The organism is Streptomyces oceani (assembly GCF_001751245.1).
Classification (GTDB): domain Bacteria; phylum Actinomycetota; class Actinomycetes; order Streptomycetales; family Streptomycetaceae; genus Streptomyces; species Streptomyces oceani.
Genome location: NZ_LJGU01000164.1, coordinates 18,402 through 27,161 on the forward strand (window position 1 = coordinate 18,402; position 8,760 = coordinate 27,161).

7 protein-coding genes are annotated in these 8,760 nt (G+C 70.1%); 5 read left to right on the plus strand and 2 right to left on the minus strand.

Annotated elements, in window-relative coordinates; all coding sequences use genetic code 11:
• Positions 1–119: 119 nt before the first annotated feature.
• On the minus strand, positions 120–2,378 hold the full coding sequence (locus tag AN216_RS25900; RefSeq protein ID WP_070199162.1) for an ABC transporter family substrate-binding protein: 2,259 nt from the start codon (positions 2,376–2,378) through the stop codon (positions 120–122).
• 273 nt (positions 2,379–2,651) lie between these two features.
• Here AN216_RS25900 and AN216_RS25905 point away from each other — a divergent pair, with 273 nt between their 5' ends.
• Positions 2,652–3,173, plus strand: coding sequence for a pyridoxamine 5'-phosphate oxidase family protein (locus tag AN216_RS25905; RefSeq protein WP_079167003.1), 522 nt, complete (start codon positions 2,652–2,654; stop codon positions 3,171–3,173).
• 23 nt (positions 3,174–3,196) lie between these two features.
• On the opposite strand, the gene AN216_RS25910 is transcribed toward AN216_RS25905, so the two are convergent.
• Positions 3,197–3,748, minus strand: coding sequence for a Uma2 family endonuclease (locus tag AN216_RS25910; protein WP_107402104.1), 552 nt, complete (start codon positions 3,746–3,748; stop codon positions 3,197–3,199).
• 408 nt (positions 3,749–4,156) lie between these two features.
• On the opposite strand from AN216_RS25910, the gene AN216_RS25915 reads away from it, so the two are divergent.
• From AN216_RS25915 to AN216_RS25930, 4 genes are all read left to right on the plus strand, one after another.
• On the plus strand, positions 4,157–4,447 hold the full coding sequence (locus AN216_RS25915; protein WP_070199164.1) for a hypothetical protein: 291 nt from the start codon (positions 4,157–4,159) through the stop codon (positions 4,445–4,447).
• A gap of 123 nt (positions 4,448–4,570) precedes the next feature.
• Entirely contained in the window at positions 4,571–5,422 is an 852-nt protein-coding gene (locus tag AN216_RS25920) for a hypothetical protein (RefSeq protein WP_107402105.1), read from the plus strand.
• 23 nt (positions 5,423–5,445) lie between these two features.
• On the plus strand, positions 5,446–7,434 hold the full coding sequence (locus AN216_RS25925) for a fumarate reductase/succinate dehydrogenase flavoprotein subunit (RefSeq protein WP_070199166.1): 1,989 nt from the start codon (positions 5,446–5,448) through the stop codon (positions 7,432–7,434).
• Positions 7,431–8,402 carry a succinate dehydrogenase/fumarate reductase iron-sulfur subunit gene (locus tag AN216_RS25930; protein WP_275522535.1) on the plus strand — a complete coding sequence of 324 codons (972 nt, stop codon included), beginning with the start codon at positions 7,431–7,433 and terminating at the stop codon, positions 8,400–8,402. Before AN216_RS25925 ends, AN216_RS25930 begins: the two co-directional genes overlap by 4 nt.
• Positions 8,403–8,760 lie beyond the last annotated feature (358 nt).

Sequence of the window (8,760 nt, forward strand, 5' to 3'; positions counted from 1 at the left end):
GATGGCGGCACGACCGGTGCGGTGCGCGCGCCCGGCGGGCGGTCTGTGTGGTTCGCCGCAACCTGTGCGTCCATCCTACGGGCAGCGCGGCCCGCCAGCCCGCCCGGGCCGGCCCGCGGCTACTTCCGGTAGCCGATGTCCTGGTAGCTGGGCGTCTGGAAGCCGAAGGCGCCGCCGTTCACCAGGTCCTTCTTCGCCGCGATCAGCTGCGGTCGCTGGTAGAGCGGCACGGACCCGGCGGCCGCCCAGATCCGCTCGTCCGCGTCACGCAGCAGGTCCCGCCGCTCTCCCTCGTCCAGCTCCCGTGCCGCCTCGGCGAACAGCTGGTCGATCCGGTCCGTGCCGACCCTGGTGTAGTTCTGCTCCACCAGCAGCGAACCGTCCGGCGAGGGCATCGGCTTGGCGAAGATCGGCTGGGTGTCGGTGGCCGGATAGGCGGTCGCCGGCCAGGTGTACAGCGCCAGGTCGTAGTCCCCGGAGGCGATGTGGTCCCGGAAGTAGCTCTCGTCCTCGACCCGCTCGATGTCCGTGCGCACGCCGATGCCGTTCAACGCTCGCGCGATCCGCTCGCCCGTCCGCTGGATGGTCTCCGATCCTGGCCCGGCCGGGAGCAGGAAGCGCAGGGACAGCGGTTCGCCCTGCTTCACCCGTACCGCAGAGGTGCGGCTGTCCGTCAGCAACCGCATCTCGTCCGCGCGCTTCCGGGCCCGCTCGGCGGTCCGCTTCGCCTTCCTGGCCTCCCGCGCGGTCGTCTCACCGCCGACCGCGGCTTCCTCCGCCGCACGCTCGGCCGTACGGGCCCGCTGCGCGAGCAGGCCCGCACGCTGCGCGGCGGTGTCCGGGCCGAGCGCGAGGGGCGCGCCCTGGACACGGGCCGCCTCGGCCGCGGTGACGAGGAGTTCGCTGTCCTGCTCGGAGCCGGGCGCGGCGTCCTCGGCCTTCCGGCCCTTGGTGGGACGTTCCCCGGGCGCGCGGTCGTCCGTGGTGGCGTCCTCGCCGTTGTCCCGACCCTTGTCGGTGTCCTTGTTCGCGTCGTCTTTGTTCGCGTCGTCCTTCTTGGCGTCCACGGAGGCGTCCGTGTCCGGTTCCGTGACACCGGCCCCGCTGTGCCAGCCCGCGTCGGCCAACAGGTCCTGCGCCGAGGTGACGTCCCGACCCCCGAGTGCGCCACTGTTGTCGTGGTAGCCCTGCTGGTCGTGCATCCGCAGGTGACTGCCGAGCGGCTTCGCCGGCAGCCCGGCCTTGGCCAGTGCCTCCTTGGCCAGCTCCTCCCGGTCGATGGCTCGGGCCACCGCGCGCCGTACCCGCTTGTCGGCGAGCGGTCCGCTCGCGCCGTTCAGCGCCAGCTGGGTGTACGCGGGCTCCAACGCCCGGCGTACGGCGTAGTCACGCAGCTGTCGCCGCTCGGCGGCGGCCTTCCCGCCCCGCTGCCGCTCGCCGGCACCAGCGGGCTTGGCACCCTCCGGCGCCTTGCCGTCCGGGAACTTGGCGTCATCCGAGGGCTTGGCGGCGGAGATGCGTTCCGCCACCGACAGCCGTACGCCGGCGAGGTCCAGATCGCCGTCCGCGAGCGCCTCCTCCCGTCGCTCCCGGGGCACCGCCTGCAGCACGATGCGGTCCAGCTTGGCCCGGTCGCCCCACCAGTCGCCGTCCCGCACCAGGGTCGCGTGCTCGTCCCCGGAACCGATCTCCTTGACCCGGAACGGGCCGGCACTCACCGGGAGTTCGGCCCGTGCCCGCTCGTTGAACGCCTTCGGCTCGCCCATCACGGACTTCGGGTACAACGGCGTGAACAGGGACTTCCAGTCGGCGTACGGCTCGGTGAAGGTGACCGCCACCTGGTGCGGCCGCTCCCCCTTCCGTACGCTCTCGATCCGCTCGTAACCGGCGTTGCGCGCGGACCAGAAGGCGCTGTTCTCGCCGTTCAACGCCTGCCACTGAGCCTTGAAGTCGGCGGCCGAGAGGGGTCGGCCGTCACTCCACCGGGCCTCGGGGTTCAGGGTGTAGACGACCTTCTGGCGCGGCTCCTCCTCCATGACCTCCGCGGACTTCAGATAGTCCGTGTTCAGCTGCGGCCGTGCCCGACTGTCCAGGGTGAACAACGCCGGAAGCGTGGCCTCCGCGATCCGCGCGGTGGCGCCACTGGCGTCCGGCTGGAAGGCGTTGAGCGTCGTGGGCACCTCCTCGATGGCCCAGCGGACGGTGCCGCCGAACGCGACCTGGTCCCTGGCGACCACCGGTACGTCCCGGGCCGCGCCGGATCGCCCCGCAGCGTCGTCCTGCTGTCCCGTACAAGCGGTGGCCGGGAGCAGAAGCACCGCGGTGAGACCGACGGCTACCCGGCGGGCGACGGTGTCGGTGGCGGGCACGGCTGGCATGGTGGAACCTCCGGGGCCGGCCGCCGACCGGAGAACGGTTCGGCGGTTCATCACATCTACGGTTCGACAAGCCCACTGAAGGGGAAGCAGTCGTACCCAGCACGCCGACACGTCCATCGGTGTGGCCACGCCACCCGGGCGGGCGAGCAACCCGAGGGCGGTACCCCGGTCGTCTCCGCCGCTCAATCGCGTCGATCACTGAGTCGGAATACCGGGCATGGGAGACGGGTTGCTCACTGACATCGAGAACCCACCTGACGTACAGGAGCCCGGATGTCCGTGGAGCAGCAGTCCGCCAGCACACCCGAAGCCGTCCCCGCCGGGGAGGGGCCGAGCGTCGAGGAGGCGCCCGCGACGGAGGCACGCCCACTCAGCCGGTCGGAGCGGGAGTCGTTCCTGGCCCTCCCCCATATCGGCGTGCTGAGCGTCGTCAGCGACGACGAGCGCCCCCCGTCGACCCTGCCGACCTGGTACGCGTACGAGCCGGGCGGGAACATCGCCGTCATCACCCGCAGGGACCGGCGCAAGTCCCGGTTGATCAGGCGGGCGGGGAAACTGTCCTTCTCCGTGCAGCGGCCCGAGGTGCCCTACCGATACGTCACCGTGGAGGGCACGGTCGTCCGGCAGGAACTGCCGACGCCGGTGGAGATCGCCCGTATCGGCCGGCGCTACCTGCCGCCGGAGGCCGTGGAGGAGTGGGTGCGCTGGGAGCTGAGTGAGGACAACGAGAACGGCGAGCCGGAGTACATCGAGATCCGCCCGGACCGCTGGCTGACCAAGGACTTCGGTGGTTGACCCGGAGAGCCCGGTGAGCCGGGTCAGAACTCGCTGGTGTCCAGATCGAAGCCCAACGGCTCGGGCAGCGTGACCGGTTGGGCGAGTGACACCAGTTCCGTGCGTTCGTACCGCCCGCCGCTCGGCCGCGAGTGGATCTTCACCACGTCCCGCTCGCGGTCCACCAACAGATACACCGGGATGCCGGCGGTGGCGTATCCCGTCAACTTCCGCTCACGGTCGATGTCGCCCGTGGAGCGTGACGTGACCTCACCGACGAGCAGAACCGGGGTGGGGTCGTGGTACTCCCATCGGTCGCTGAAACTGCCCTTCGGAGCGACCACGAGATCCGGGATCACCCTGCTGTGCGCCACACCGCCCGGCAGCAACAGGCCCAGACCGGTGTACCGGCCGAGATCCTTGCGATGATCCCGCACCTGGCCGGACAGTTCCGAAACAATCTCTTCGTGGTCGCCGTTCGCCGGTGGCGTCACGTGGATCTCTCCCTCGATCAGTTCCACGCGCCACCCCTGGGGGGCCGCGTCGCTCAACGATGCGAAGGCTTCTTCCACAGACTCGGGCACCGGCTGGTCCATACGCTCATCCTCGCTCGCGCCGCACACGCGCCCCGGGACGGTCAATGCCATGGCGGGCTGCCTCTTCGTACGGAGCAACCCTGCCAGGGTAGACGGCGCCGCCGTCCCCGCACCGGCGAACCTCACCCGCACGAGCGAACGAGCCCACACGGGAAGCCGGACGCGGCTCCTGCGGGACGTCGGGGGCGTCGGCCCAAGCGCCCCGCGGAGTTTCCGGGAACCCCCCATGCCCGCATCTTCCGGACTCGCGGGCCGCGTCACCGCGGCACACCGGAGCCACCCGGGGGTGGGACTTCCACACTCCGAAGAGGGAATTCGACGCAACGCTCTTCACATCAAGGGTGTGACGAGGAACACTCGCATGCGCGTGAGCCGATCAGCTTCCACCTCCGCGGAGATACGCAGACCATGGCACTTCAGGACGAACTGACCGCCGCCCAGCGTTGTCTGGACGAACTCATCCGCACCGTCGGCCGCTTGGAGCAACACGTGGGCGGCGGCCTGGAACTGCGCAGAGTGCGCAGCGACACCGAGCACCTGCGCGAGTCCCTCGGGCTGCTCCGTGCCTCCGCGCCGCAGGAGCGACCGGCCATGCCCGGACCGGAGATGGTCCCGGTCCCGGACACGCCGTACGACAGTTCCCTGTGGGCGGACGCCGACGAGGAGGGTGTGGGCTCCCGGGACCGGCGCGCGCCCTGACCCCTCGCGCCCGGTAACGATCGGCTTGCGGGCGCAGTCGTCCGTTCTCGCGGACCGCCCGACCCACGCCACACCATCCCCCAAAGGCCGCTCACGGCTGCCCCTTTCCCGACGGAGTCACTCTTGGCCACCGGAACCACACCGTCCGCAGAGACGGACAGCCCTGACCACCCGCCCGCGTCCGGAGGAGTGCGCGACGCTCCCGGGCGCGCGGCCATCTCGGCGCGTCATCTGCGCGTCGATCGCTGGTGGTTGGCGCCCGGGGCCACCGCGCTGGGCCTGTTCGCCTTCGTCGTCTACTCGACCTGGCGGGCCTTCTCCAACTCCGACTACTACGCCGCGCCCTACGTCTCGCCGTTCTACTCCCCCTGCCTGGCGGACAACTGCGAGACGATGAAGGGCGGACCCAACTGGGAGCTGTTCGGCAGTTGGTGGGGACTCTCCCCGGCGTTGATCATCCTGATCTTCCCACTCGGCTTCCGGCTCACCTGCTACTACTACCGCAAGGCGTACTACCGCGGCTTCTGGGCCTCTCCCCCGGCCTGCGCGGTCGCCGAGCCGCACCGGAAGTACACGGGCGAGAAGCGGTTCCCGCTGATCCTGCAGAACATCCACCGCTACTTCTTCTACGCCGCGCTACTGGTCGCCGTCGTCCTGTCGTACGACACCCTGCTCGGCTTCCGGAACGCCGAGTACGAGTGGGGCCACATGGGCCTGGGGACCGTGGTGTTCCTGGTCAACATCGTGCTGATCTGGTTGTACACGATCTCCTGTCACTCGTGCCGGCACATCATCGGCGGCAGACTCCGGCACTTCTCCAAGCATCCGGTGCGTTACCGGATGTGGGGCTTCGTCGGCAAGCTCAACGAGCGGCACATGTCGCTCGCCTGGGCCTCACTCGTCAGTGTGGCCGTGGCCGACTTCTACGTGTACCTGCTGGCCACCGGGGCCTTCGACGATCCCCGGTTCTTCTGAGACAGGCGAGGATTCAACCCAACATGACGCAAGTCGAACGCCAGCAGTGGGACGTCGTGATCGTCGGGGCCGGCGGTGCCGGGCTGCGTGCGGCCATCGAGGCACGCGAGCAGGGCATGCGTACGGCGGTGATCTGCAAGTCGCTCTTCGGCAAGGCGCACACGGTGATGGCCGAGGGCGGCATCGCGGCCAGCATGGGCAACGTCAACGAGGGCGACAACTGGAAGGTGCACTTCCGGGACACCATGCGTGGCGGCAAGTTCCTCAACCACTGGCGCATGGCGGAACTGCACGCGAAGGAGGCCCCGGACCGGGTCTGGGAGCTGGAGACCTGGGGGGCGCTCTTCGACCGTACGAAGGAAGGGAAGATCTCCCAGCGCAACTTCGGCGGCCACGAGTACCCACGGCTCGCTCATGTGGGTGACCGGACGGGCCTCGAGCTGATCCGCACGCTGCAACAGAAGGTCGTCTCGCTCCAGCAGGAGGACCACCAGGAGACCGGCGACCACGAGGCCCGGCTCAAGGTCTTCCAGGAGTGCACGGTCACCCGGGTGCTCAAGGACGGCGACGAGGTCTCCGGGACCTTCTGCTACGAGCGTGAGTCCGGTCGCTTCTTCGTCCTCGAGGCGCCCTCGGTGGTACTCGCCACCGGCGGCATCGGCAAGTCCTTCAAGGTCACCTCGAACTCCTGGGAGTACACCGGCGACGGGCACGCGCTGGCGCTGCTCGCCGGAGCGCCCCTGGTGAACATGGAGTTCGTGCAGTTCCACCCCACGGGCATGGTCTGGCCGCCGTCGGTGAAGGGCATCCTCGTCACCGAGTCGGTCCGGGGCGACGGCGGGGTGCTGCGCAACTCCGAGGACAAGCGGTTCATGTTCGACTACGTCCCCGCGGTCTTCAAGGAGCAGTACGCCGAGTCCGAGCAGGAGGCGGACGGCTGGTACGACGATCCGGAGAAGCACCGCAGGCCGCCGGAACTCCTCCCACGGGACGAGGTCGCCCGTGCCATCAACAGCGAGGTCAAGGCGGGTCGTGGCACCCCGCACGGCGGCGTGTACCTCGACGTCTCCAGTCGGATGTCGGCTGAGGTGATCAAGCGTCGACTGCCCTCCATGCACCACCAGTTCATCGAGCTGGCTGATGTCGACATCACCGCCCAGCCCATGGAGGTCGGGCCGACCTGCCACTACGTCATGGGCGGCGTGGACGTCGACCCGGACACCGGTGCGGCCACCGGAGTGCCCGGGCTGTTCGCGGCCGGCGAGGTCTCCGGGGGGATGCACGGCTCCAATCGGCTGGGCGGCAACTCCCTCTCCGACCTGCTGGTGTTCGGCCGTCGTGCCGGGCTGTACGCGGCCGAGCGCGCCGCCGCGCGCGGCGCCGAGGAGCGGCCGGCGGTCGACGAGACACAGTTGGCCGAGGCGGTAGCGGAGGCGTTGCGGCCGTTCGACCCGACCGCCGAGGCCGAGGCTGGGGAGGCCGGGGAGGCCGGGGAGGCCGGAGACGACAAGCCGGCGGAGAATCCGTACACGGTGCACCAGCAGTTGCAGCGGACCATGAACGACCTGGTCGGCATCATCCGGCGCGAGGAGGAGATGGCCGGGGCGCTGGAGCGGCTCGCCGAGCTGCGCGCACGGGCGGCACGCGCTGGTGTGGAGGGGCACCGACAGTTCAACCCGGGCTGGCACCTGGCCCTGGATCTGCGCAACATGCTGCTGGTGAGCGAGTGTGTGGCCCGCGCGGCGCTGAACCGTACGGAGTCGAGGGGCGGCCACACCCGGGACGACCACCCGGAGATGGTCCGCGAGTGGCGCCGCGCGAATCTCGTCTGCTCCCTCACGGAGCGCGCGGAGGTCGGTACGGGCGAGCGTGCGACCAAGGGTGACACGACGCCGGGGCGGATCACGCTGCGGCGCCGGGAGGTGTCGCCGATCCGACCGGACCTTCTGGAGCTCTTCGAGAAGGAGGAGCTGATCAAGTACCTGACGGACGAGGAGCTGACGACCGAGTGAGTACGAGCAACGAGGTAACCGGCGCCGACAGCGCCCCGGACGACCCGGGTGCCGAGGAGCCGGCGGCTGGCAGCTCCGCCCGGGCCGCGAACGAGAGCGCGTCGGAGGCCGCGACCGGCGCCCCGTCCGGCACGACCGCCGTACCGGATCAAGCCACCGCTCCTGACACGCCCCCGCGCGACGTCTCCGACGGCCGGCCCGAGACCAGCTACGACGCGCACTTCCGCGTGTGGCGCGGCGACCCGGAGGGCGGTCGACTAGAGGACTTCACGGTCGAGGTCAACGAGGGCGAGGTGGTGCTCGACATCATCCACCGGCTACAGGCGACCCAGGCCGGCGACCTGGCGGTGCGGTGGAACTGCAAGGCGGGCAAGTGCGGTTCGTGCAGCGCGGAGATCAACGGGCGTCCCCGACTGCTGTGCATGACTCGGATGTCCACCTTCGAACGCGCCGATGTCGTCACGGTCACGCCGCTGCGGGCCTTCCCGGTCGTACGCGACCTGGTGACGGACGTGTCGTACAACTACACCAAGGCGCGTGAGATCCCGTCGTTCGTGCCGCCGGCCGAGCTGGCTCCGGGCGAGTACCGGATGCAGCAGGAGGACGTGGAACGGTCTCAGGAGTTCCGCAAGTGCATCGAGTGCTTCCTGTGCCAGGACACCTGCCATGTGGTGCGTGACCACGAGGAGAACAAGCAGTCCTTCGCCGGCCCGCGCTTCCTGATGCGGCAGGCGGAGTTGGACATGCACCCGCTGGACGCCGCCGAGGAGCAGGGCCTGGACCGTAAGACCAGCGCCCAGGAGGAGCACGGGCTGGGTTACTGCAACATCACCAAGTGCTGTACGGAGGTCTGCCCCGAGGGCATCAGGATCACGGACAACGCGCTGATCCCGATGAAGGAGCGGGTAGCCGACCGGAAGTACGACCCGCTGGTCTGGCTCGGCAACAAGATCCGCCGACGCTCGTAGGCCCCGGTCCGGGCTCGACGGATGGCCGTCACACCGGCCACCGGGTGCGGACCGGCCGCTGGTACGGACCGCCTGCGCGGCACCGTGCCAGCGGGGCTCGGGCTCGAGGCGGGTGATCCGGGGCCACGGCCCGTACCGTCGATCCGGCCTACCTACCAGGACCCACCCGGGCTAATCGGGACCGACCGGGGACAATGGCCGTGCGGCCGACACCGTCCAGCCAAGGATGCCCCCGTGAGCGACCAGCCACCCGCCTGCTGCGCACCTCGACGCGGCACCACTGACCGTACCGCCGGACCGGCGACGGCGGAGGCTGCCGAGGCCCGCCGGCGGCCGGACCGCGCGTCGGTCGACGGCC